This window comes from Chloroflexota bacterium (genome assembly GCA_016887485.1).
Taxonomy (GTDB): domain Bacteria; phylum Chloroflexota; class Anaerolineae; order Anaerolineales; family Anaerolineaceae; genus Brevifilum.
On record CP069394.1, the window covers coordinates 48,697 to 71,235 of the forward strand.

Here is a 22,539-nt window from a genome sequence, read left to right on the forward strand (position 1 = left end):
GTCTATTTGATCTTATTCATCAGGCCAGACATATAATTCCAGGCTGCATACGTTTTGAATGGGTTCCAGATTGGACACCAGATAGGAGAGGCTTTCCATCTGAGTGCCAAATCCGGGGACATAGGCCAGGATAGTCCCATCCTGCAATATCTGAGAGACAGAGCCGCCCGGTAGATAGTCCCCCTCATCGTTACTGAGGTAATTGCAGGGAATCCCGGTCATGAAGTAGAAGAACTCACAGTTATTGGTGATGAAATCTGCATCTGGCAGGGTTTTTAGATAATCCTGAACATCTTCACCGCAGTCATTTTTAATATTGGTGTATTGCAGGAAATAAGCGTCAGGTTTTTCCACAAAGTCACGTGTGTCCTCTGCTTCGACCCCAATCTCCGTTCAAACCCCTGGCAGCAATGAGACGGGATAGACGGGTGGGAAACCGGTCATCAGCACCGGGTCGCCTTCGGAAACCGTGCGGACATAGCCATTCCCTTCAGCAAGGTTGATGGCAGAGTTCATGTAGTGGACGGAATCACCGGAAATACCCATGCCGTCTTTGGTCAGCGATAGTTGCGCCAGGGTCGTGAGTGTCGCAACAGTGAGGATCAGCACCCAGAAGAGCCACTTGTTTTGGTTGACTTTGAGAAGCGCAGATCGAACTTTGGTGATGAGAGCGCTGAATTTTGGTGCACTGGAAAAAGCAGGCGTGAATTGAGCGAAATGATCCAGTTGACGGTGGAGTAGGAAAAGCATCGTGGGCAGGAAGAAGAACAGGAACCAGCCCGGCATAAAGTCGTTATAGTCAATTTTGATCAACAGGACGCCAACCCCAAAGCCGATCAGGGCTTCCAGCCAGGCGGCGGCCCAGTTGCGAGCAGGTTTGATTTGGAGGGACTTAGTTGCCCAACCGACCAGCCCCCAGGCTGCCAGAAGGATAAGCGAGCTCAGGCAGATAAAATCCGCAATGGGAAGGAGACCGCCCAGGATCATCCACAGACGGTCAGGCTGGCCCCAGGTATAACCCGGTGTTCTGACGGAGACCCGTTGGGTCTCACCGCCAATTCCAACTTCCCAACCAAGGACCTTTTCGTAGGTGTTTGAAAGGACCTGAGCTGGGTCAATGATGATATTTTCTTTGTCCCATGTGATTTGAGCGGGGCCGGAATCCTTTGTGAAGATCAGGGTCAGGCCACCCGTCAGCCCCTGTCGGAAAGATAGGGTGCCACCGGCTGACAGGCGGAAGCCATTGACATCAAACGCGACAACATCTCCGCTGTTCTCAAATAGGCCGCGGTCAATGAGGTTGTCATCAGGCGAGAGTACTTCCACCAGTTTGACCTCGGACTCCAGGGGCGTGAGGGTGAGCGTGTGTGTCGTTCGGAAGGGGACAGCATGATAGGGGGCAACCAGGAAGGTAGCTGCTGTGAGCAGGACCGCCAAAGCGGCTAGGATGATCTTGGTATTCTTGCTGGCAGACCAATTAATAAACGCCTTGAGTAATAGGGCTGCCAGAAAGGTGAAGTTGGCTCCCAGCCCGATCAAAATGATTACTTTGAGCCATAAGGGGGCCACAAATAACAGGCCTATCCGGGTGGAAAGCCCGTAGGCCCAGAGAAAGCCCAGAATCAATGCGATTAACCAGAAACCCCAAATCTTTTTCTTTAATGCCATTACCCAAGCTCCCATACGGTGATTGTCAGGGTTAAATTATATCTCAGAGGGAGGAAATTCTCATCTTCTTCCAATTTGATGACTGACTTGACGACCGTTATTTGGGGGGTTATGATTCTGGCATGTATTTAAAAGGCAGTAAGTGGTCAATGAACCGGCGAAGACGACGATCCAACCCCTGGTTGATCGTCTTTCTTGTGTTAGCAATTGCTTTCGTTGCCTATTTGAATGTGTTTATAATCCCAACGGTCCCAGCACCGTTCGTTCCCACGCCGACACCCACCCGGAACCCCGAATCCTTTGTGCAGGAGGCAGAAACTTACCTGGCGGAAGGGCGGGTCAGTTCGGCAGTGGATTCCTATATCGCGGCGATCAAGGCTGAACCACAGAACATCAATAACTACCTCAGCCTGGCAACCCTTCAGATTTACACCGGTGACTATGAGGCCGCTCGGGTGAACGCTGAAAATGCGATTCTTCTGGATAAGTCTCTGCCGCAAGCCTTTGTTTTGTTGGGCTGGGCCAAGGGGTTGCAGCAGGATTATCTGAACGCTGAGGCAGACATAACCACGGCATTGGACATGGACCCGAACAACGCTTTAGCCCATGCTGTCTATGCTTATGTCCTGGCGCAGCGGGTGGCAGATGATGTTGCTGAGCTCGATACGTTGGATACGGCGATTGAGGAATCCAAGCTGGCCCTCAGGCTTTCACCTAACTTGATGGAAGCTCATTGGGCCAGGGGGTATGTATTGGAGATCACTGCGAATTATGACGAGGCAGTTGAGGAACTGATCTCGGCTATTGACATTAATGACAATATCGCTGAACTGCATTTGGCCCTAGGTCGTAATTATGTAGCAATTGGTGAGAATGACCAGGCTGTTTTCGAGTTCACCGCAGCTTATGCACTGAATCCCACCGACCCTGAACCCAACTGGTACATTTCACGGGTTTATGGTCAGATCGGTGAATATGCTAAGGCGATCCAGTATGCGGAACAGGCCGTGAAGGATGACCCGACCAATCCTTATATGTATGGCAACCTGGGCACGCTCTATTACCGTGACCTGCAATATAACGCGGCGATCGCAACGCTGGCTTATGCCGTGCGCGGCGGCGTGACCGATGAGGGTGATGTGGTTGAGGGTCTGCCGTTGGATTACACCACGACAATTATGGAGTATTACAGCCGCTATGGCCTGGCTTTGGCCAGGGTGAATAGCTGTAACGATGCGGTTCAGGTGGCCCAGGCTCTCTTGCAGACGGTGCCGGATGATGAGGATACGGTTTATAACGCCAATTACATCATCGGGATTTGTCAGGAAAATCTGGAAAATCCTGCGACAGCCACACCTGATGGTGACGAAGGGGGCGCAGCGCCAGAGATGACTCCCACACCGACCGTGGCCCCTTAAGGTTGATCGCATTTCTCCATTTGGACAGATAAACTATGTATATCCAGGGTAAAGAACCTACTTTTAGACGTACGAATCCAAAATCCAACATCTACCGGGTATTGGTCCTGGTTGTATTGATTGTGTTTTTTGGCGCGGTTCTGGCTGGATTTGCTAATGGTGAAGTGGAGCCGCTTTTCATGCCCACGCCCACACCGACCCGAACAACTCACTCCTTTGTGGTTGAAGGAGACACCCACTTCGCAGCAGGCAATCTGGATGCTTCCATTGAAGCCTATCTGAAAGCGGCTGAACTGGACCCAACTGACCCAACGATCCTGACCGAACTGGCCCGGGTTCAGACCTATTCATCCAGCCTGCTCTCAACGGACGCTGAACGCTCTCAGCGATTGAAGGAGGCCCTCGAATCAATCAATAAGGCCAAGGAACTGGCGCCGAACGATTCCGAGGTGCTGGCTGTGCGGGCATTTGTGTTGGACTGGAATTCCACTGACCCAACATTGAATGATGCCAAAGCAGCGACGGACCTTTTGAATGAGGCTGAGGCTGAAGCCGTTCTGGCGCTTCAGTTGGATAATACCAACACGCTGGCTCTGGCATATTATGCTGAAATTTTGGTGGACCAGACCAAGTGGACTCAGGCCCAGCAGTATATTGAGCAGGCTGTGGAGCGGGACCCCTCGCTGATGGATGTCCACCGCATTCTGGCTTATACCTATGAAACTTTGGGTGAATATAATCTGGCGATTCAAGAATATAAAAAAGCGGTCAACATCACACCGAACTTGACGTTCCTGTACCTCTCGATCGGCAGGATCTACCGGCATTTGGAGCTCTATGAACAGGCACTGGAATATTTCGCGACCGCAGTCAATGTGAACGAACAGTTGGGGATCAATGACCCTATTCCTTACCTGGCAATCGCTAACACTTATGCTCAGCAAGGTGAGTTCTTTATTGCTGCGTTAAATGTCCAGGTGGCTTTGGATATGACCCCGGCGAACCCGGATGTATATGGGCAGTTGGGGGTGATCTATCACAAGTCCCGGAACTATGAGGGTGCAATCCCTGCCCTGCAATGTGCGCTTAATGGTTGTACGGCTGAAGAAAGTTGTGACGTGCGGCAGTGCAATCCTGATGTGGACCCAATGATTGCGATTGAAGGACTTCCGCTCACGGACAACACTGCGGTTTATTACTTTACCTATGGTTCCGTGCTTTCCGGCCTGCACCGTGATGGTGCCGATGATTACTGTGATCGGGCGCTGGACGTCTTTGATGAACTGCGTGCGGTATATCCTGATGATGAAACGATCATGAGCATTGTGCGGGCTGGTGAAGAGATCTGCACTTACGTGGCACCCATGGATGCAGCGACTGAAACAGAGGTGCCAGACGCGGTCACAACACCGACTGAGGAGTCCATGCCCTGAGCGAAGAGACGTGGATGGGGGAGAATATAAATCTTTTGTAAGAATCGGCTGTCATTCCCTTGACGTGAAATTTAAAGACAGGTAAGATAATTTCATTAGCACTCTTATTATGAGAGTGCTAAAATGATGAATAATAGCTCAAAATACTCTAATACAAATGGAGGAACGAATGGCAATCTCAATCAAACCTTTGGGCAACCGTGTCGTGGTTGAACCCATTGCGGAAGAAGAAATCACAGCTGGAGGTATTGTGCTTCCTGAAACCGCTAAAGAAAAACCGCAGAAGGGCACCGTCCTGGCTGTCGGCCCCGGCGAGCGCAACGATAAAGGCGAATATATGGCCTTGGATGTCAAAGAAGGCGACACAGTCCTTTTTGCGAAATATTCTGGGACTGAGATCAAATATGACGGCAAGAAATTGCTGATCATGCGCGAAGCTGATATCCTCGCGAAACTGTAAGAGATAAATTCCAAGGAGATATAAAAAAATGGCTAAACAATTATTGTTTGCTGAAGAAGCACGACGTGCACTGAAGAGCGGAATTGATATTGTTGTCAAATCCGTTGCTACCACCCTCGGCCCAAAAGGCCGCAATGTGGCTCTTGATCGCAAATTTGGCTCCCCCACCATCACCCATGACGGTGTGACCGTTGCCAAGGAAATTGAACTGGAAGATCCCTTTGAGAATATGGGCGCTCAGCTCCTCAAAGAAGCTGCCACCAAGACCAACGATATCGCTGGTGATGGCACCACCACTTCCACCGTTTTGGCGCATGCCATCGTGACCGAAGGCCTCAAGAACCTGGCCGCCGGCGCCAACCCCATGCTGCTCAAGCGTGGTATTGAATCCGCTGCCAAAGCTGTTTCCGATGAGATCGTCAACCAGGCCATCGACATCACCACCAAGGAAGAAATCGCCAACGTGGCCACCATTTCCGCACAGGATCGCGAAATTGGTGAGTTAATCGCTGAGGTTATGGACAAAGTCGGTAAAGACGGCGTTATCACTGTTGAAGAATCCCGCGGCCTCGAATTTGAAACTGAATACGTTGAAGGTATGCAGTTTGACCGTGGTTACATTTCCCCTTATTTCATCACCGATCCAGATCATATGCAGGCTGAGATCGAAGAACCCTATATCCTTGTTTATGACAAGAAGATTTCCGCTGCTTCCGACATCGTTCCCCTGTTGGAGAAACTGGTACAGGTTGGCAAGCGTGAACTCCTGATCATTGCTGAGGATATCGATGGTGAAGCTCTGGCGACCCTCGTTCTTAACAAGCTGCGTGGCATGCTGAACGTCCTGGCCGTCAAGGCTCCGGGATTTGGTGACCGCCGCAAGGCTATGCTCCAGGATATCGCTATCCTGTCCGGTGCAACCGTTATCTCCGAAGAGACCGGCCGCAAACTCGAAACCGTCACCATTGAAGACCTCGGTAAGGCCGAGAAAGTTCAGAGTGACAAAGACGACACCACCATCATCGGCGGTGACGGCGATTCCGCTGCCATCAAAGGCCGGATCGAACAAATTCGGGTCGAAATCGAAAACACCACCAGCGACTATGACCGTGAGAAACTCCAGGAACGCCTGGCGAAACTCTCAGGTGGTGTGGCCATCATTCGTGTTGGTGCTGCAACCGAGACCGAACTGAAAGAAAAGAAACATCGTGTGGAAGATGCTCTCTCGGCAACCCGTGCTGCGGTTGAAGAAGGTATCGTCCCCGGTGGTGGTGTGGCCCTGATCAACGCCATGAAGGCCCTTGATGACCTGAAGATGGACAACGCCGACGCACAACTCGGTGTCAAGATCGTCCGCAATGCCCTTGAGGTTCCGATGCGCAAGATCGCTGAGAACGCTGGACAGGATGGCTCCGTCATCGTTTCCAATGTCCGCCAGCGTCAGGTTGAGGCCAAGAGCAACCAGATTGGTTTCAATGTTCTGACCGAAGAATATATCAATATGGTTGAAGGCGGCGTGATTGATCCTGCCAAGGTGACCCGTGGCGCTCTGGATAACGCAGCTTCAATCGCTGCCATGATCCTGACGACTGAAGCCCTGATCACTGACATCCCCGAGAAAGAACCCCAAATGCCCGCCGGCGGCCCCGGTATGGGCGGTATGGGCGGCTTCTAGTCCTGGCTCTATACTGAAATTAAAGGCTGTTCCTTTGGGAGCAGCCTTTTTTTGATTCTCCGGTATGGGGTCGAAAAATGGGAGAAGTTTTTTGGGGTCGCTGGTATAATGGTTGGCATGTCATTGACCAAAAAAGACCTAAGAAAGATTATCATTGGGTTGGTACTGGTTGCGATGCTGATCTCCGCCTGCACCCGAAACAACCCGACTGAAGAAGTTACGGCAACCCTTGCCTTAACCTCAACCCCCTCAGAGCCCACACCGACCCCCGTGCCCGCAGCAGCCATTGTCAATGGCGAAAGTGTCCCGCTGGCCTGGTATGAGAGTGAGTTACAGCGCTATCTTGTTGCTCAGGAGGCCGCAGGCACCCCGGTGACCGATCAGGCCGCCGCCGGGGAGACAGTTTTGAACGGATTGATCAATCAGTACCTTCTGGCGCAAGGCGCACAGGAAGCCGGCTTTTCCGTCACGGATCAGGAAGTGCAGGCTCGGATTGATGCCCTGGCAGAGAAAGTGGATTTAGCTGCCTGGATGGCGCAATGGGGATATTCGGACACTGATTTGTTCAATATGCTCAAATTGGAGATCCTGGCCGCCCTCGAGAGGGACCAAATCGCAGCTACTATCCCTGAAACTATGGAACAGGTTGAGATCCGTCAGGTCTTTGCCTATACCGCAGCAGGTGCTCAATCTGCCAGGACCAGCCTGGCTTCGGGCAGTGATTTTGAAGATGTGGCCTATACCTATGACCCCACCACCGGCGGCTATCTGGGTTGGGTGCCGAGAGGTTACCTTTTGATCCCAGCCGTTGAAGAGGTTGCGTTTTCCCTCCCTGTGGGCAGCTATTCAGATATTATCGAATCGGAAGTTGGCTATCATATCGTGATGGTGCTGGATAGGGGTGAGCACGCCCTGAGCAGCGATGCCCGTCTGACCCTCCAGCGAAACGCCGTGGCCGCCTGGCTGGCAGATAAACTTGCTACCAGTTTGATTGATGTTGTGGTTAATTAAAATGAGTTCACGTCCTCCGACCAACCGCCGAAGCAGCCCGTATAATGCGGGGAAATCCATCCCCAGCATGGCGACGCCGCGCAAACCCCAGGAACCCCAGAAGATGGGTTTTGGCGGATTGTTCTTCATCCTGTTGATCCTCGGTGGTGCGGTGTGGCTGATGATGCTGGTGTTTGGCTGGGGCCCTTATGCCGCCGAGGTGACCGCAACGCCTTCACCTACACCGACGGAAGCCCTGGTGGAAACTACCGATCCAGTCCAGGTGAATGCAACTGCGACTTTGGGAGGCCCCACGGCAACCACGGCCCCTACCGCGACGGTGACGCTGACGCCCACCGCAACTGCAACGGACGAACCGATGCCCTTTAATCTCTTTGGGGACCCGGACACCATTGCGAGCATCATTTTTTATCCCAATTTAGATTGTAATTGGTTGATCATTGGCGGGCAGGTTGTTGACCTGAAAAACGAACCTGTCTTAGGATTGACCTTGCATCTGTTTGGCGAGTTGGGCGGGGTGACGATTGATCAGCAGGTGCTTTCCGGTTCTGCAACGATCTATGGCGAATCCGGATATGAATTCAGGCTGGAAGGCCTGATTGTTAATAGTTCGGATACCTTGTTCCTGCAGTTGGTGGACACGAATGGCCTGCCGCTGTCGCAAGCTTATGGCCTCCAGACCTATGAGGACTGCCAGAGGAATATGTTGATTATAAAATTCCAGCAAGTTCGCTAAATTTCCTTGTTATTCAATCAGGGACCTCATCGGAGGTCCTTTTTTTGGTAATAATGGTATTGACTCTTCATTCCGATACTGGTATAAATAATTCGATAAGTATCGAAATAAATATATGGAGATTAAAATGGATGAACAACTGGAGACTCTCTTAGCTTTCTTCAAAGCCCTGGCGGATGCCACCCGTTTGAAGATCGTGGGTTTACTTGCCCAAAAGGAATCGAGCGTGGAAGAACTGGCCGCGATGCTGGAGGTCAGCCCCTCCACTGTTTCTCATCACCTCTCGAAACTGGCGGAGATTGGGTTGGTCTCGGCTCGGGCGGATAGCTACTACAATGTCTATTCTCTGCAAACGGATGTCCTGGAGGGGATGGCACAAAAGCTGCTCTCGGCGCAGACGCTGCCTGCCATGACACAGGACGTGGACCGAAAGGCTTATGACCGCCAGGTACTCGACACCTATCTGGCAGAAAATGGCACGCTGACCAAGATCCCTGGCAACCGGCGAAAGCTGGATGTTGTGCTAAATTACATTGCGGAGAAATTTGAGTTTGACCGGGTATATACTGAGAAGGAGATCAATGCAGTGATTGGCGCGCTGAACTCGGATATCTCCGGGCTGCGGCGGGACCTGATCTCCAGTAATCTTCTGGCCCGTAAAAAAGATGGCTCTGCCTATTGGCGGGTCAGGCAATAAGCGATTTGGCTAAATAAAAAACAAAATAGGGCGGCCCACAGTGGGCCGCCCTTACGGTTTAATTTAGGCGGTTCTTACCGCTGTCTGGGTTTGATTTCCAAGTTCTCGTTCCCATTCAGCAGACCGCTGAGGGGGCGAGCGGGAACCTTCAGCACCTTGCTGTTGGCGAAATACTCAAAGGCGAATCCGGTTGGGTCGCCAGCCTGTTTGCCGGGGATCGGCATCAGCCGGGCGGTGAGGGGTTTGTTGAGCCTGAGCGCCAGGGCAGCCAGGTCCAGCAGGATGGCCTGAAGCTGTTCCAAAGAGGTGTCACCGGGCAGGGGGATCGTATCCAGCCCCGTGCCACAAACGGATGAAAAGAGCAGCAAATCCGTGAGGGACAATGAACCATCCGCACCGCGTTCAGCCAGGGTGCTGTCCTCCAGCAGGGGGAGCATCAGGCCGTTGAAGCCGATACGCTTAAAGGTCACACGGTCCAGCGTGTCCGTCAGAAAGGCGGATGCCGCCAGGCTGCCGGAAAGCCCAAAGGCAGGCAGTCCCAGGTTTTCCAGCGCACCGCCGATGGATGCTTTTTCCCCGGGGAAGGGCGCGAGGGTGAAATCCAACCCTTTGAATTCAAATTGGAACATGGATGCCAGTTCGTTGCATTTACCTTCCAGAATGGCTGCGTGCCTCTGAATGGTGTCGATCAGTTCGGATCGGGCCTCAGCCAGGGAGGAAGCATTATCAAATGCTTCCACAGCCAGGTCTGCGCCTTCTATGGCCAAGGCGAACGCTGGTGCTTTACCTTCGTGATAAGCCGCTGGGAAGAAGGGCGCCCAAGGTGGGACATTCGCCAGGGCGGCAAAACGCAGATTGGCAAAGCCGTTCTTTTCCACCGGTGCAGATTGGTGGATCACCTGTGCACAGGCTTTGACGGCGGGCAGGCTGATTTGACCCTCAGGGGTGGTCAGATGACCGCTGAAAAAGGCGTTGCTGGACTTGGGGAGTAACTCGGGAATGACAGCATAGCTTTCCAGCTTTTCCGTTGTGGCCGGTCCGAGGGAGATGTATTCAAAGCCTTCCGCATGGGCCAGAAAGCCCAGCGTGGTGACCATTTGGGCGTAATCTTCGGGCACTAGCCACGTGTGCCAGGCAGGGGTTGCCAGCCGAATGGTCTGGACCTCATAACCGGCATCCTGCAGGACTTTCTGGGCATGTTGGGCGAAGATTCCGGCCTTTTGGAGGGCCAGTTCGGAGATTGGCCAGTGGGGATGGAGGAAAACGGTGATGGAGCGGATGCGCATGTCAGACTGCTTTCTTTGAATAACGTTGGCGAAGGACTTCAGCGATCAGGATGCCTCCCGCCATGGCGGCATTGAGTGATTCGGCCCGTCCGGGCATAGGAATGAAGACTCGGTCCGTAGCCAAAGCTTCACCCATAGGGGTCGCGCCAAAGGCCTCACCGCCCAACAGCAGGACACAAGGTTGTGTGAAATCCGCTTCCCAAATGGGGAGGCTGCCATCGGCAGTGGCCAGGAAAACGGGGAAGTCTTTGAGCAAAGGGTTGATCTCCTGCCAGGGGAGGGCGTGAACGGGTAGGTGGAAGTGGGCGCCCATGCCCGCCCGGAGCACTTTAGGCGCAAAGGCGTTCACGGTGCCTGGTGTGAGAATCACGCCATCCGCGCCGGCGGCCTCGGCTGTGCGCAGGAGGGTACCCATGTTACCGGGGTCCCGAACCTGGTCTGCCAGGATCAGGAAGGTGGGCTCTTTAGGCAGGGGCAGGGCTTCGAGTTTCAGAACGGCCAAAATGCCCTGGGGAGTCTCAGTGCCGCTGATCTCAGCCATCAATCTGGGAGGAATTTCGATAATATCTCTACTCCCCCGGGCGGCAAATTCGTCGATCAAGGCCTGACCGCGTTCGGAAAGGGTCTCATCGAAAAGGATGAATTCAACGGGCCAACCCACTGAGGCGGCCTCTTCCACCAGGCGCACGCCTTCAGCGATGAATGCCTGGTCACTTTGTCTGCCGCGGGTGTGGGTTTGCAGGGCGCGGGCCAGTTTGATTTTTGGGTTATTGGGGGAGGAGATAAATTCTGCCACGGGTAAGGACTCAATTCTAGTCTGGAAATTTGACTCTATTGTAACAATAAATTGAGTTTACACCATTTCGTTGGGGAGGAGAGCCTTCGTAGATCGAGAATGGCGTATAGCATTGGATGAGGGACTCACCTCATCAGTCTGCTTCGCAGACAGCTTCCCCTCAAGGGGAAGCCTTTAGGAATTGTGGATTTGAAGTTCATATGTAATTAATATTTACCAAATTTATTTAGATTGAATGATTTACGATTTGATTAATATAGCCTATAGATTTCCATGGGTTGTATTCTATTTGCCTTCCCCACTTTGGGGGAAGGTGGCGTGAAACGCCGGATGAGGGGGAGAATTATTCAATTGTGAAAAATGGGATCGATAAGAAATAGACAAACCACTCACTCTTCAAGCTGGCGACATTCAGTCTGAATCGTGCCATCGGGCAAGACCGTGAGAAAGCCGAATTCCGGTGTGAAGCGGTTATGCGGGCAGGGATAAGCTGCACCGGGATTGAAAAACAGTCGGTTTTCCACCCAGAGGGAGGTCTGATGATGGGTGTGACCAAAGATGATCACATCGGCAGTGGGAAAATCCACCGCGAGGTGATCGTAGTAGCGTTTGAAGAGATAACCGCGGGTGATGTAGGCCCATTTATCCACCATGTAATGGAACATCGTCCGGTGCCCGTGGGCGAGGGTGATTTCAATGCCATTGGCTTTAAATGTGGCGGACATGGGTAACTTCATCCCGAAGAACCAATCCCGATTGCCCTGCACCACCTTGACGGGGGCGATTTTCTCCAGCGTTTCGATGACCTGCCAGGATGAGACGTCGCCGGCATGCAGGATGCCAGCCACCCCGGCGTCCCTGAACGCTGCCAGAATCCCTTCCGGGAGGGATTTGACGCGGTCGGGGATATGGGTGTCGGCGATCACGCCGAAGCAGATCGGATCGCCCTGGGATGGCTCCATGTCGAATTCTTTCATAACGGGCTTGATTTTACCATGTCTGTACGAATGAAAAATCAAGGCTACCGCCGTTGAAAATACGAGGTGTCGGGATATATAAGTAGATGGATCGAAGTTTTTAGGCGTTCATTTCCTTACGGAAAGTGATCATGGTTCGGATCTTTTCATATCCGAGGCCTTCATATAGCTGCAGCGCGCCACTAGGATTTTCTGTATCCACGCCCAGGGCGACTGTGGTCATACCGAGGTCTTTGAGCATCTTCATGCTGCGAGCGATCAGCGCACTGGCAATGCCTTTTCGTCGCCATTCCCGGCGGGTGGAGATCTCTTCCGTCCAGCCGCATTTCTTATTGAACTTTTTGTTGTATTCCTCATCAATATAATTCAGCACGCTGGCAACCACCTCGTCACCATCCCAGGCGACCTGCCAGAGGTCGGGCTGGAAGTAGCGGGAGGTGCTATAGGATATATAATCCTCCTCTTCTGGCTGTGAAAAACCCCAGTGATCCCGGAAAGCCTCAATTGAGGCATCCCAAATCTTGCGGTAGTCACTTTCTTTGGCAGGGCGGACCACAATGCCTTCAGGCAGGACAGCCTCGGGGATTTCATCCAGAGGACGATTCATTTCAAAGAAATAGCGGGTTGGTTCATAACCCATGTCCTTCAGAATGGCATTCAGTTCAGCCTTGTTTTCCAGGCTGTAGGTCTGATAGAACCTCTTACCATCATTGGGATGTTCTGCGGCGATTATCTGCAGGCGCTTCTCGTTCCAGCCCATCATGGCTTGTTCAATGCCCATATAGCGCCATTCCGCGATGATTTTGATAAATTGGGAATAAATCCTGTTCTTGTTTTTATCAATTAAATGCCAGCTGACCCGGCCATAAGCGACCGTCTCACCGTTGACCTCTGCCAGGATCATATCTTCCTTGGGGTCACAATTGGTCAGGTGGCTGTAATCGTGTTCCAGGTCCTCAAGGGTTGATGCGAAATCGTCATCATCGGCTTCAGAGGCTTTTTCCAGGATTGTCAGCATTTTGGGATAGTCTGATTTCCCTGCAAAGTGGCGGAACTTGAGCCCTTCAATGGCGGGGGGATTTTCTATATGGATTTCTTCTGCTTTCATGACATTCCTCCATTTGTTGCGTTTGCAGGGTGGGGTGATGTCCACCCCCGCCAACTTTCCATCTGGTGAAATTGAGACCGGTGCAAACCTCACGTTGCGTTGTTTTTCGGGAACAAATCCAGTCTGCTACTCACCAGGTTTCCAGTTCGCCTCACCCCATCCCTGCAGGTGAATATGCTTAGTGGTTGTTTATTTAATCGCCATCTGGTGTGTCACCGTTGGCTGCTGCTACTCTTTCCAGGTCCCGTTTATCCAGCTTGAATTTCAGGAAAGCCGGAATCACGGTGACCAAGGCGAAGATCGCAGTGATATAGAAGGGGGCCTGCGGTGAGATGGACTTCCAAAGGAAGGACCCAATCGCAGGGGCGGGCAATGAGAAAATACCCAGGCTGGCATGGATCAGGCCGAAGCCTGTTCCCCGCAGTCTTTCCGGCAATGCCTTGCTCAGGAGTGATTGATAGGCGGGTGACATAAGGCCCACTGCCACACCAAACACGGCCCAAACCATGGCATAACCAACAAAACCATCGACTTTGATCAGCAGCAGCATGGCCACAAATTCAAGGAAGAAGCCCAACGCAATGGCGATCCGTTCGCCTACCTTGTCGGAGAACCAACCGGCCGGGATGGTGGTTATCATTGACGCAATGCCAAAGAAGGAAGCCAGCCAGCCAATTTGCTGCAGACTCATCCCACCGATATCTTCCAGATAAAGCGGCATCAGGTTGAAGGACAATGAAAAAGCGATGTCCCGGACGCCATCGGTCAGCAGCAGCCAGGTGAGCAGGCCACCGGCAATTGCCAGACCAAAAATGGTCTTGGAATTGATCTTCAAGGATTCGAAGGATAATTTCTCGCCCTTCTCAACCTTGCGGCGTTTCCCGGCCACTTTTGCCAGGATCAGGCGGATGGTTGTGGCGCAGACATAAATGCTAGCAGCCACTGTGAGCATCAGCCTGAACCCGTAGGTATCCGCCAGCCAGCCGGCTAGCGGTGGGCCAATGACGGTAACGACGGTATAGATTGTGTCGGTGATGCCATAGACCTTGCCGCGGTTTTCCTCCGCGGTCTCCTCAGCGATGAATGCGCCGAAACTCGGGCCGATCAGTGAGCGGGTGAGGGCGTTGAGCGTCTCTGAAAGATAGAGCCACTGCCAGGTCGGCACAAAGATGGGGCTGATGAAAGCACCGAGGCCGATCACACTGCCGATGGCGACGCTGCGGAGCCTGCCGATGGTATCGGAGACCCAGCCACCCAACACTTGCAGCACCAGCGGGACAATCTGTGAAAGTGTGAAGAAGAGCCCGATCTGGACCACATCCGCCCCAAGGTGTTTCAAGTAGAGTGGCAGCATGGTCACATACATTTCCGAGGCGATGTTCGCGAAGACCATAGCGATCATAAACACGATCAATGTGTTGGATAGTATCCGCGGGCGTTTTTTGATAGCCTGCGGGATTGTGTTTGTTTGTTCTGTGATTTCCATTTCTTTTTCTCTCAATTTTTTCGTGCAATGTTCTGAACCCATCCCTCAGGAAGTTGTTATGTCCTTTCCGGGACGGAGTTCAAAGGTGTAAGTATCGAATTGGCGGTTCACATGCATGCCGGCCTTTTCATAAAGGCGGGTGGCATTCGTCAGACTGGTGGCATCCACAGCGAGGCCGACTCGCTGCTTTCCTCGGCGATAGAACTCACCGAAGGCATGTTGGAGCATTGCCATGCCCAGACCCCGACGCCGCCAGGACCTGAGGACACAAAGCTGGTTCACCCAGGCCATGTCCGGATCTTCCGTGGTCTTGTTGGAGCAGCGGCAGACACCGGCGATCTCGTCACCGTCTTTGACCAGGAACCAGACCGATGGATCAAAGTCCTTGGACTGTTCGATATGGTGCTGCCACTGTTCCATTTGTTCATCAATCGACCGCGGGACGTGGCCCCAGTGATCGGAGAAGCCTTCTTCCAAGGCCTCCACAGCTTGTCGGAGCTCATTATCCAGGTCGATCGGAACAATGGTCAGACCTTCCGGAATCTGGGGCTGAGGAGGCGTTTGGTCCAGCTCAATCACCATCCGGAAGAAATTGCGGACGTTTTCGTATCCGTAGGCTTCCAGAGCTCGTTTCTTGTTGATGTCGAGATTAGACATGCCCTGACTCAGGATGACCCGGGTGCCTTCCGGCGCCAGATCAATCCGCTCACGGCCGCGTTTTTCAGCCCAACTCATCATGGCCCGGAAGACATCCTCATCCCAGGCATCAGGATGCAGGCAGCCCCAGGCATATTTGGTCACATGGGGTTTGGAGATATCCCAAACCTCTATGTAGCCAATGATTTCGCCTTGTTGGTTTTCAACCACCCGGGCCAAGTCATCCAAATTGACGCCCGGCCTGGTCCAATCGATCATCATTTCGTCAAAATCGGTGTCATCAGCGCCATATAGGAACTGTGAATGGGCGTTAAAAAGATCTACAACGTCCTGGGCGTCATTAAGTGTAAAGGGACGGATTTTCGTCAATGTCATATTCTCCAGCATTTTTCTTCTTCTCTCTCTTCGTGCTTCATCAATAAGTACAGATGATGAGTTAGATACGATTTGGGGATAATAAATCCCTGCAGGATACTGTTTTTCTTTGTTTACTGCGTTCATGATCATTCTCTTAGGTCATTCTTCCCAGTGTTTAGCAGACTGGGCTTCTTCTTCCGAGGTTTGACGATTTGAAAGGGTCAAACCGTGTTGCGGCTGGTTACTTGTTGCTTTGCCGCTGACATCAGGTAATAATTTTTTTGTCTGCTCATCATCTCTCCATCATCAATAAAATTAATTATCAAAAATAAAAACCACGGGCTTCCGCTGATCCCGTGGTTTGTTTATTGTTTGTAAACCTTGTGAGGGTTTTTGGCGATAAACACAAAAAAAGCCACGGGGGTTGGAGTTCGCCCGTGGCCAGTTTACCGAGTTTTAGGTAAAGCTAAATATTGGCAGGCGCACTCCGCGTAGGTCCAGATCCACCGGCAACAGCGGCAGATTTGAGACGGTTTACGAAAATTGCAGAAATAACCATGCTCATGCGGGTGCGTCCTTTCTTGTAAGATTCTTATCTAATAAGCCTGAAAGTCAGGCGGGTTTCTCAACATAACGAGTTTATCATAAAGATTTCTACTATGTCAAGTAAAATTTCATCATTTTCAAGACTTTTTAAGAAATCCGAAATAGAGCAATGCGCCCAAACCCACGACACAGACCGCCACCAGGCCAATTCCGAAACTTTTACCATTGCTCAGGGCCTGGGTGATGATGGAAGGCCCGCGGGTCGGCTCTTGGGTAGGCGCTGGAGTTTGTGTGGGATAGGGGGTCATTGTGGCCCGCGGCTGGGTGGGTGTCGGGGTGCCAGGGTCCTCAGTTGGGGTGGGGGTTGCCGTGGCGGTGGGGACTGTGGCTTTTTGGATAATCAGCGTCTGCCCTTCATACACGGCAGTCGTTTCAAGGCTGATGTTGCTGTTGGCCAGGATGGTCTCAATTGGAACCCCATAAGCCTGCGAAATGTCCCAGAGCGTCTCGCCGTATTTCACTTTGTGGATGATGATCCCATCTTCATTGGGTGTAGCGGTTGTCACAGGATAGATCACAGGTTCAGTCTCCTGAGCGATAATCGTCGTATCTTCCTCGTTATTGGGGTCATCTGAAACGGCGTTATCGGAGAGGATGGCTTTCAGGTTGAAAGGGGTGAACATACCCGCACCGGACTGAGCCTGCACCATGCGAGAAGGCGCTACAAGGAGCAGGATGAGGGCCAATAGGGGAATGAGAGTTCGTTTTAGCGCTTTTTGCATAATGGCATTATTATAGCGTGTAATTTGGATTAACGGAAATCACTAAAAAAGCTGTTTTGTGACATAAAAGCTGTATAGACAGATATTGTGAACAGGCAATTAAGGTAAAATCAATGGATGAACTTTACACGGAGGTATGTTGAAGATGCTTGATTTAAACCTGATCCGGGAAGAACCGGAAATCGTCCGAGAAGCAATGGTGAAGCGCCAGATGGATCCAGGGGTAGTTGATGAGGTCCTCTCATTGGACACCAAACGACGCGATCTGATCCTGCAGGTTGAAACCATGCGCTCTGAGAGGAATGTCGTCTCTAAAGAGATCGGCAGGATGAAGGACAAAAACTCGCGTCAGGTCAAAATCGATGAAATGCGCCAATTAGGTGACAAGATCGATGCTTTGGATGCTGAGCTGAGTCAGGTGGATTCTGAGCTGTCTTCAATCATGGCCGTGCTGCCCAATATTCCCGATCCCGAAGTGCCAATGGGCGTGGATGATAAGGATAATATCGTCCTGCGGGTTGTGGGTGAGAAGCCGGAATATGATTTTGAACCCAAACCGCATTGGGACCTGGGCACAGACCTGGGGATCATTGATTTTGATCGCGGGGTCCGGCTAGCCGGTTCACGGTTTTATGTGCTCAGCGGCAAAGGGGCTATGCTCCAGCGGGCGCTGATCTACTGGATGGTGGGTTTGCATATTGAACAGGGCTATTTGGAAAAATATCCGCCTTTCATGGTGCGTGAGGAAGTGCTCTATAGCGCCGGTCAGCTGCCGAAATTTAAGGACAATCTCTATCACGATGTCGAAGAAGACCTCTGGATGGTGCCCACGGCCGAAGTCCCACTGACGGGGCTGCATATGGGCGAGATCCTTGAAGAAGATCAATTACCGATGCACTACACGGCCTATACCGCCTGCTTCCGCCGGGAAAAGATGAGTGCTGGGCGGGATGTGCGCGGCATCAAACGCGGTCACCAGTTCGATAAAGTGGAAATGTATACCTACTGCAAACCGGAAAATTCCGCCGAAGAGCATGAGAAAATGCTCAAGGATGCCGAAGAAACACTCGTCAGGTTGGGATTAACCTACCGGGTGCTGCTCCAATCCACGGGCGATCTCAGTTTCGGCTCGCATAAGACCTATGACCTTGAAGTTTGGGCACCGGGCTGCCGGGAATGGCTGGAAGTGTCGTCCATCTCCAATATAGGTTCGTTCCAGGCCCGCCGGGCTGGGATTCGCTATAGGCCCACGGAGGGGAAGGGCACCGAGTTTGTTCACACCCTCAACGGCTCCGGTTTGGGAATGCCCCGTACGCTGATTGCCGTCCTCGAAAACTACCAACAGGCCGATGGCTCTGTTGTGGTGCCCGAGGTGCTGCAGCCGCTGATGGGTGGGCTGAAGGTCATCCAGGCTGATTAATGTCCCTTTGGGCTGAAATACCCTTATTAACCATCGTTATCCTGGGGATGCTGATCGGTTTCTTCGGTCTCCTCCTGGTATTTTTCCCCGGGTTGACGGTTATCTGGGCGTCGATCCTTGTATGGGGAATATTTACCCTGTTCAATTTCAGCGCCGGCCCGTGGACCTTTGCGCTGACGATCGCCACATTTGTGGTCATCACGATGTTGATGGTTTTGGGAAACATCCTCGATAACATATTCATGGCAGGCGGCGCCAGAAGCAAGGGCGCTTCCTGGTGGGCGATTGGATTAAGCTGGGTGGCGATGATTTTGGGCGGCATCTGGCTGACGCCGATCGGCGGCCTGGCCGCTGCCCTGGTGGTGCTCTTTGTGGTGGAATGGATCAGGATCAAGGATCATAAGAAAGCCTTCGATTCTACGTCGCACATGGCGATGGGCTGCGGGTGGGCAGTGCTCTCCCGACTAGCCATTGCTCTGGTGATGATCGGCCTGGCGGTGATGTGGTATTTCGCACTTTATAGATGATTAAACTAGAATCAAAAAGACGCCCCCAAGGGGCGTCTTTTTGTATGTTAGGTACTAGTGGGGTTTACTCGCTGGGGAGAAAGCTTTCCAGCATGAATACGGACCGGTCGCCGAGGCCTTCAGCCAGCAGAACCAGGTGGCTCATGGTGGCTTCTTCCTCAACCTGTTCGGTGACGAACCAGCGCAGGAAGTCCTGTGAGGCGTAGTCATTTTCCTTGATGGCAATGGACATCAAGTTATTGATATTGCGGCTGACTTCTTTTTCCCATTCGAGGGCCTTTTCAAAAGCTTGTTTCACACTGTCATATTTGGTCCTGGGTTCATCGAGAGCAGGGACAGCTACGTCACCTTCAACATCCAGCAGGTAATGGATGAACTTGAGGGCATGTTCGCGTTCTTCCTCAGATTGCTTGAAGAACATATCCGAAAGTCTCAGAAGTCCCAATCCATTAAAATAGGCAGCCATGTTGATGTAGATGTTTGAAGCCAGCAATTCGTGGCCAATTTGTGCATTGATTGCGAAATTAAGTTCTTTACTGATTTTCATAATATTTAGTCTCCATTTCCTTGTTTATAATGATTACATTATAGCACATTGATTGTATAAATAATATAAACAATATCAAAATAAACCTTAAAATATTCAGTTTTATTTATTGGATAATTCACCCCGATGGGGGGTGCCGGAGACGAGTTGGGCAGCTTTGCCTGTGAGGTGATCGGTGTTTGCCCAGCTGATCAGATGCCCGATGAGTTGATCCCCTTGGATTTCAACATCAACCTCAGTCAATGATGCATTATGGTTTTCGTGTTTGAATAGATCACGGATATGGATGCCAGGGCAGAGGGTGGGCAGGGTTGAAGTAAAAATGCCGCCATGTCCGGCGATCAGCACGGTTCGGTCTGGGTGAGCCTGAATAACCTTACGCAGACCTTTTTGATACCGGTACCAGAGGTGAGTGCGATTTTCTCCGCCAGGAAAGCTCACTTCTGCCCGGCCTTCCATCCAGGCATGGATCACGCGGTGATATTGGTCCCAGGTTTCATCACTGGGAGGGACATCTTCAAGCGTGCCGACATTGAATTCACGAAAGGCCTCTTCCACAAATGGGGTGAGTCCCAGCACTTCTCCCACGATGGCAGCGGTCTGTTGGGCGCGGATCAGCGGCGAGGTGTAGATGGCCTGAATACCCCGGCCGACCAGGGCCGCGGCTGTCTGTTGGGCCTGGATAACACCCTTTTCGGTCAGAGGATAATCAATTTTCTTGTAGGAGAATTCTTTGGTGATGTTTGCCGGGTTTTCGCCATGACGGAGGAGGATGATCCGGTTCATAAATGGATCAGCTCCTGGCTTGACGGGCGAGGAACAGTGCAATGGACCCGGCGACCGCCGCATTGAGCGAATCGATCTGCCCCTGCATGGGGAGTTTCATCAGCAGGTCGCATTTCTCGCGAACCAAACGCCTTAGGCCCTGGCCTTCATTGCCGATCACCAGACCAATCCCGCCATCCAGTTTGAGCCTTTGGGGAGGCTGAGCTTCAGGGCTGCCTTCCAGGCCCACCATCCAGCCGCCAGCTTCCTTCAGGCGGTCCATGGCTTGTGCGATGTTATGTTGGGCGATTAGCAGCATCTCTGTGGCTCCTGAGGAGGCGTTGACCACCGCAGGGGTGACAGAGGCCGCGCGGGCGGTTGGCAGGATCACACCATGCACGCCAAAGGCTTCTGCGCTGCGCAAAAGGGTTCCCAGGTTCTGGGGGTCCTGGATCAGATCCAGGATCAGAACGAAGATGGGTTGATAACGTGATTCGGCACGGTGGATAATTGCTTCCAGGTCTGAATAGGGATAGCCGCCGACTTCCAGAGCCAGGCCCTGGTGATGCGGGTCAATCCCATCCAGATTATTGCGTTTGACGACTTCAATCGGAATTTTACGGCTGCGGGCCAGGTTGACGATATCTTCCAGATGCCCCTGGGGTTTGATCCCCTGAGCCAGCCAGAGACGGTTAACCTGACGCCTTTTGGAACGCAGGACTTCGAAGGCCGGGTTGCGGCCGGTGATCCATTCACTCATGGTTAGCGCCTATTCCCAATGCCAGGATGAGCCCTGGGCGGTATCTTCGATCACCACACCAAGTTCAGCCAGTTCGAGCCGGACCTTGTCCGCCAGGTCATAGTTCTTGTTCTTGCGCAGGTCCTGACGAAGAGAAACCAAGAGGTCAATGAACGAGTCGGCATGGGTTGAAGCGGCTTCGGGTGTTTTTAGCTGCAAACCGAGGACGCCGGTTAGTTTCTTGAAGGTATCCTGGGCGGGGGCTAATGCCTCATCGGTGGCATTTTCAGCACGGGTCTGGTTAATGGCCCGGACGAGGTCAAAGAGCTGGCCCAGCGCACCGGCGCTGTTGAAATCATCATCCATTGACTCGGTGAAACCCTTCTCTGTGGCCGCCACCTGCTCTGTAAGGGTCTCAAGGACCTCGGGAGATGTTCCGGAGGCATTGGGCAGGGCGGGTTTGAGTGCTGAGAGTAGCCTATCCAGTGCTTTCTGATTGGCTTCAATTACCTCATCAGTGAAGGTGAGGGGGCTTCGGTAATTGGAACTGAGGACGATCAATCGCATGACGTCGCCCGGATGGTCACTCAGGAAGTCATTAATCGAGATCAAATTGCCTAGGGATTTGGACATTTTCTCGCCCTTGAGCTGGAGCATACCGTTATGCATCCAGTAACGGGCGAAGGGTTTGCCAGTGATTGCTTCGGTTTGGGCAATTTCATTTTCATGGTGGGGGAAGATCAGGTCGTTCCCACCGCCGTGGATGTCGATCTGCGGGCCGAGGTGTTCCAGGTTCATGGCAGAGCACTCAATATGCCAGCCGGGACGTCCTTTACCCCAGGGGCTGTCCCAGGCGGGTTCGCCGGGTTTGGCGGATTTCCAAATGGCGAAATCCATGGGATTTTCCTTGCGGTCATCCACCCGGATGCGGGCACCGGCATTCATCTCGTCCAGCTTGCGGCCGGAGAGCTTGCCATAGTCCTTGTCGCTTTCAACTCGGAAATACACATCGCCATCGGCAACATAAGCAGAATCATTTTCCAATAGACGGGCTACCATGTCGATGATCTGTTTGATCTCATTGGTCGCCCGGGGGGTCTCGGTTGGGGGGAGGATGTTCAGGTCAGCAAGGTTCTGCTGGTATTCGGTGATGTACTTTTCAGCCAGGTCATGGGGATCAATGCCAAGCTGGTTAGCGCGGTTGATGATTTTATCGTCCACATCGGTGAAATTCATCACGTAATGGACATCATAGCCTTTGTAGGTTAGATAGCGCCGAACGATATCAAAAACCAGGGCGGACATGGCATGCCCGACATGGGCGCTGTCATAGACAGTGACGCCGCAGACATACATGCGGACTTTGCGAGGTTCAATGGTCTCAAACGCGGACTTGTCCCGGGTCAGGGTGTTATATACTCGTAAAGACATGGGGTTTTTCTCCCTGT

The 22,539-nt window shown here is 52.3% G+C and carries 22 protein-coding genes; 9 read left to right on the top strand and 13 right to left on the bottom strand.

Annotated features, from left to right (window positions below; translation table 11 throughout):
- Positions 1-12: 12 nt before the first annotated feature.
- Positions 13-354, bottom strand: a complete 342-nt coding sequence (locus JR338_00245; protein ID QRN83225.1) for a hypothetical protein — start codon at positions 352-354, stop codon at positions 13-15.
- Between the two features lie 39 nt (positions 355-393).
- Positions 394-1,668 (bottom strand): hypothetical protein, encoded by a 1,275-nt coding sequence (locus tag JR338_00250; GenBank protein QRN83226.1) that lies wholly within the window; start codon positions 1,666-1,668, stop codon positions 394-396.
- A gap of 149 nt (positions 1,669-1,817) precedes the next feature.
- Here JR338_00250 and JR338_00255 point away from each other — a divergent pair, with 149 nt between their 5' ends.
- The 7 genes from JR338_00255 (at position 1,818) to JR338_00285 (ending at position 9,098) form a co-directional block, all read left to right on the top strand.
- Entirely contained in the window at positions 1,818-3,086 is a 1,269-nt protein-coding gene (locus JR338_00255) for a tetratricopeptide repeat protein (GenBank protein QRN83227.1), read from the top strand.
- A gap of 35 nt (positions 3,087-3,121) precedes the next feature.
- Complete coding sequence (locus JR338_00260; protein ID QRN83228.1) at positions 3,122-4,519, top strand: tetratricopeptide repeat protein; 1,398 nt, start codon at positions 3,122-3,124, stop codon at positions 4,517-4,519.
- 169 nt (positions 4,520-4,688) lie between these two features.
- A complete protein-coding gene (gene groES, locus JR338_00265) occupies positions 4,689-4,979 on the top strand; it encodes a co-chaperone GroES (GenBank protein ID QRN83229.1) in 291 nt (96 codons plus the stop codon).
- 28 nt (positions 4,980-5,007) lie between these two features.
- Positions 5,008-6,654 carry a chaperonin GroEL gene (gene groL, locus JR338_00270; GenBank protein ID QRN83230.1) on the top strand — a complete coding sequence of 549 codons (1,647 nt, stop codon included), beginning with the start codon at positions 5,008-5,010 and terminating at the stop codon, positions 6,652-6,654.
- 117 nt (positions 6,655-6,771) lie between these two features.
- On the top strand, positions 6,772-7,665 hold the full coding sequence (locus JR338_00275) for a SurA N-terminal domain-containing protein (protein QRN83231.1): 894 nt from the start codon (positions 6,772-6,774) through the stop codon (positions 7,663-7,665).
- Between the two features lies 1 nt (position 7,666).
- Positions 7,667-8,401, top strand: a complete 735-nt coding sequence (locus tag JR338_00280) for a hypothetical protein (GenBank protein QRN83232.1) — start codon at positions 7,667-7,669, stop codon at positions 8,399-8,401.
- A 127-nt stretch (positions 8,402-8,528) separates the two neighbouring features.
- Complete coding sequence (locus JR338_00285) at positions 8,529-9,098, top strand: metalloregulator ArsR/SmtB family transcription factor (GenBank protein ID QRN83233.1); 570 nt, start codon at positions 8,529-8,531, stop codon at positions 9,096-9,098.
- A gap of 74 nt (positions 9,099-9,172) precedes the next feature.
- Here JR338_00285 and JR338_00290 read toward each other — a convergent pair whose 3' ends face one another.
- The 7 genes from JR338_00290 to JR338_00320 all read right to left on the bottom strand — a co-directional run bounded on the left by JR338_00290 (position 9,173) and on the right by JR338_00320 (position 17,093).
- Positions 9,173-10,384, bottom strand: coding sequence for a DUF711 family protein (locus JR338_00290; GenBank protein QRN83234.1), 1,212 nt, complete (start codon positions 10,382-10,384; stop codon positions 9,173-9,175).
- Between the two features lies 1 nt (position 10,385).
- Positions 10,386-11,180: an RNA methyltransferase gene (locus JR338_00295; GenBank protein QRN83235.1), complete on the bottom strand. Its 795-nt coding sequence runs from the start codon at positions 11,178-11,180 to the stop codon at positions 10,386-10,388.
- A gap of 389 nt (positions 11,181-11,569) precedes the next feature.
- Positions 11,570-12,157, bottom strand: a complete 588-nt coding sequence (locus JR338_00300) for a metallophosphoesterase family protein (GenBank protein QRN83236.1) — start codon at positions 12,155-12,157, stop codon at positions 11,570-11,572.
- A gap of 100 nt (positions 12,158-12,257) precedes the next feature.
- On the bottom strand, positions 12,258-13,265 hold the full coding sequence (locus JR338_00305; protein ID QRN83237.1) for a GNAT family N-acetyltransferase: 1,008 nt from the start codon (positions 13,263-13,265) through the stop codon (positions 12,258-12,260).
- Between the two features lie 193 nt (positions 13,266-13,458).
- On the bottom strand, positions 13,459-14,751 hold the full coding sequence (locus JR338_00310) for an MFS transporter (GenBank protein QRN83238.1): 1,293 nt from the start codon (positions 14,749-14,751) through the stop codon (positions 13,459-13,461).
- A gap of 45 nt (positions 14,752-14,796) precedes the next feature.
- Positions 14,797-15,783, bottom strand: a complete 987-nt coding sequence (locus JR338_00315; GenBank protein ID QRN83239.1) for a GNAT family N-acetyltransferase — start codon at positions 15,781-15,783, stop codon at positions 14,797-14,799.
- Between the two features lie 665 nt (positions 15,784-16,448).
- A complete protein-coding gene (locus tag JR338_00320; GenBank protein QRN83240.1) occupies positions 16,449-17,093 on the bottom strand; it encodes a LysM peptidoglycan-binding domain-containing protein in 645 nt (214 codons plus the stop codon).
- A 145-nt stretch (positions 17,094-17,238) separates the two neighbouring features.
- Here JR338_00320 and serS point away from each other — a divergent pair, with 145 nt between their 5' ends.
- Together serS and JR338_00330 are read left to right on the top strand one after the other, a co-directional pair.
- Positions 17,239-18,513, top strand: a complete 1,275-nt coding sequence (gene serS, locus JR338_00325; GenBank protein ID QRN83241.1) for a serine--tRNA ligase — start codon at positions 17,239-17,241, stop codon at positions 18,511-18,513.
- Positions 18,513-19,040 (top strand): DUF456 domain-containing protein, encoded by a 528-nt coding sequence (locus tag JR338_00330; protein QRN83242.1) that lies wholly within the window; start codon positions 18,513-18,515, stop codon positions 19,038-19,040. Before serS ends, JR338_00330 begins: the two co-directional genes overlap by 1 nt.
- A gap of 64 nt (positions 19,041-19,104) precedes the next feature.
- On the opposite strand, the gene JR338_00335 is transcribed toward JR338_00330, so the two are convergent.
- The 4 genes from JR338_00335 to JR338_00350 all read right to left on the bottom strand — a co-directional run bounded on the left by JR338_00335 (position 19,105) and on the right by JR338_00350 (position 22,522).
- Complete coding sequence (locus JR338_00335; protein ID QRN83243.1) at positions 19,105-19,587, bottom strand: ferritin; 483 nt, start codon at positions 19,585-19,587, stop codon at positions 19,105-19,107.
- A gap of 102 nt (positions 19,588-19,689) precedes the next feature.
- On the bottom strand, positions 19,690-20,373 hold the full coding sequence (locus JR338_00340; protein QRN83244.1) for a histidine phosphatase family protein: 684 nt from the start codon (positions 20,371-20,373) through the stop codon (positions 19,690-19,692).
- Between the two features lie 7 nt (positions 20,374-20,380).
- Positions 20,381-21,112, bottom strand: coding sequence for a 23S rRNA (guanosine(2251)-2'-O)-methyltransferase RlmB (gene rlmB / locus JR338_00345; GenBank protein QRN83245.1), 732 nt, complete (start codon positions 21,110-21,112; stop codon positions 20,381-20,383).
- Positions 21,113-21,121: 9 nt separating this feature from the next.
- On the bottom strand, positions 21,122-22,522 hold the full coding sequence (locus JR338_00350; protein ID QRN83246.1) for a cysteine--tRNA ligase: 1,401 nt from the start codon (positions 22,520-22,522) through the stop codon (positions 21,122-21,124).
- Positions 22,523-22,539: the final 17 nt, after the last annotated feature.

Bases quoted from the DNA above. Each gene is read 5' to 3' on its own strand.
- JR338_00330 (QRN83242.1), top strand. From the start codon at position 18,513: ATGTCCCTTTGGGCTGAAATACCCTTATTAACCATCGTTATCCTGGGG.
- serS (QRN83241.1), top strand. From the start codon at position 17,239: ATGCTTGATTTAAACCTGATCCGGGAAGAACCGGAAATCGTCCGAGAA.
- groES (QRN83229.1), top strand. From the start codon at position 4,689: ATGGCAATCTCAATCAAACCTTTGGGCAACCGTGTCGTGGTTGAACCC.
- JR338_00350 (QRN83246.1), bottom strand. From the start codon at position 22,522: ATGTCTTTACGAGTATATAACACCCTGACCCGGGACAAGTCCGCGTTT.
- JR338_00335 (QRN83243.1), bottom strand. From the start codon at position 19,587: ATGAAAATCAGTAAAGAACTTAATTTCGCAATCAATGCACAAATTGGC.
- JR338_00320 (QRN83240.1), bottom strand. From the start codon at position 17,093: ATGCAAAAAGCGCTAAAACGAACTCTCATTCCCCTATTGGCCCTCATC.
- JR338_00305 (QRN83237.1), bottom strand. From the start codon at position 13,265: ATGAAAGCAGAAGAAATCCATATAGAAAATCCCCCCGCCATTGAAGGG.
- JR338_00340 (QRN83244.1), bottom strand. From the start codon at position 20,373: ATGAACCGGATCATCCTCCTCCGTCATGGCGAAAACCCGGCAAACATC.
- JR338_00280 (QRN83232.1), top strand. From the start codon at position 7,667: ATGAGTTCACGTCCTCCGACCAACCGCCGAAGCAGCCCGTATAATGCG.
- JR338_00260 (QRN83228.1), top strand. From the start codon at position 3,122: ATGTATATCCAGGGTAAAGAACCTACTTTTAGACGTACGAATCCAAAA.
- JR338_00255 (QRN83227.1), top strand. From the start codon at position 1,818: ATGAACCGGCGAAGACGACGATCCAACCCCTGGTTGATCGTCTTTCTT.
- JR338_00275 (QRN83231.1), top strand. From the start codon at position 6,772: ATGTCATTGACCAAAAAAGACCTAAGAAAGATTATCATTGGGTTGGTA.
- JR338_00310 (QRN83238.1), bottom strand. From the start codon at position 14,751: ATGGAAATCACAGAACAAACAAACACAATCCCGCAGGCTATCAAAAAA.
- JR338_00250 (QRN83226.1), bottom strand. From the start codon at position 1,668: ATGGCATTAAAGAAAAAGATTTGGGGTTTCTGGTTAATCGCATTGATT.
- rlmB (QRN83245.1), bottom strand. From the start codon at position 21,112: ATGAGTGAATGGATCACCGGCCGCAACCCGGCCTTCGAAGTCCTGCGT.
- JR338_00285 (QRN83233.1), top strand. From the start codon at position 8,529: ATGGATGAACAACTGGAGACTCTCTTAGCTTTCTTCAAAGCCCTGGCG.
- groL (QRN83230.1), top strand. From the start codon at position 5,008: ATGGCTAAACAATTATTGTTTGCTGAAGAAGCACGACGTGCACTGAAG.
- JR338_00300 (QRN83236.1), bottom strand. From the start codon at position 12,157: ATGAAAGAATTCGACATGGAGCCATCCCAGGGCGATCCGATCTGCTTC.
- JR338_00290 (QRN83234.1), bottom strand. From the start codon at position 10,384: ATGCGCATCCGCTCCATCACCGTTTTCCTCCATCCCCACTGGCCAATC.
- JR338_00315 (QRN83239.1), bottom strand. From the start codon at position 15,783: ATGACATTGACGAAAATCCGTCCCTTTACACTTAATGACGCCCAGGAC.